Genomic DNA, 1163 nt, shown 5'->3' on the forward strand with positions numbered 1-1163 from the left:
CCCAAATTAGTACGAAACCAATTTAGAGTCCGCGGTTAAAAAACTGTCTGCAAATTGATTCGGAGTCAGATAGCCAATCGAGCTGTGCGGTCGTTGCTCATTATAGTCCTGACGCCATTCTTCTATCGCTTCCCTCGCGTAGCGCAGGGAAACGAACCAATGTTCGTTCAAGCACTCGTCCCTGAATTTGCCGTTGAAACTCTCTATGTACGCATTCCGTTGCGGCTTGCCTGGTTCGATAAAGTGGAGTTTAAGCCCCCGTTCATAGGCCCATGCATCCAGTGCTTTACCGGCAAATTCCGGGCCGTTATCGACTGTAATCGATGTCGGCAGCCCTCGGTTTTCTGCCAGTCGTTCCAGCACGCGAACGACCCGTAGTCCGGGCAAGGAACGATCCACTTCAATCGCCAGGCATTGTTTCGTAAAATCATCGACGATGTTCAAACACCGAATTCGTCGTCCATCCACCAGGCCGTCCGAGACGAAATCCATCGACCAGCTTTGATTCGGTGCCATCGCCGTCGCTTTAACTACGCGTTCGACGCCAGCAATACGTTTGCGTTTCCTTCGGCGAATCATCAGCCCGGCTTCCCGATACAGACGGTAAGTGCGCTTGTGATTAATCGCCCAGCCATCTCGCCGCAACAGGATGTGCAACCGCCGATAAACGTAGCGCCGCTTCAGGTTGGGCAAATCGTGCAGCCGTGCTTTAAGCGAGGTGTCGTCCTGCCGTTGGCTTTGGTAACGGTAGTTCGATCTCGATATCCCGATCAGCCCACAAGCACCGGTAATTCCTAGCGAATGGACCGTCATTAAATGCAAAACGGCGGCACGCTTGGCTTGTGGGCTTACCACTTTTGGTTGACGATATCTTTTAAAGCAGCGTTGTCGAGCATCGATTCCGCCAGCAGGCGCTTGAGTTGGCCATTCTCGGCCTCCAAGGCTTTGAGTCTCTGCGCATCGGAGATGCTCATGCCGCCGAATTTGGCTTTCCAGTTGTAGTAGGTGGCTTCGCTGATGCCGTGCTGACGACATAGGTCAGTCACTTTCTTGCCAGCTTCCGCTTCCTTCAACACACCGATGATTTGGATTTCCGTAAATCGCTTTTTCATGCTGCCTCCTATCGGCAGACTCTACATCTTTATCGTACTAATTTGGGGGGG

At 52.4% G+C, this 1163-nt stretch carries 1 protein-coding gene; it reads right to left on the reverse strand.

Annotation, left to right across the window (positions count from 1 at the left end; translation table 11 throughout):
• Window positions 1-6: 6 nt before the first annotated feature.
• A protein-coding gene (locus tag EYB48_RS18965) for an IS3 family transposase (protein WP_202927843.1) occupies window positions 7-1112 on the reverse strand; the annotation gives its coding sequence in 2 pieces (ribosomal slippage) (window positions 7-854 and window positions 854-1112; 1107 coding nt in all).
• Window positions 1113-1163 lie beyond the last annotated feature (51 nt).

The sequence above is a fragment of the Cognatundibacterium crateris genome, assembly GCF_010078235.1.
Taxonomy (GTDB): domain Bacteria; phylum Pseudomonadota; class Gammaproteobacteria; order Burkholderiales; family Burkholderiaceae_D; genus Undibacterium; species Undibacterium crateris.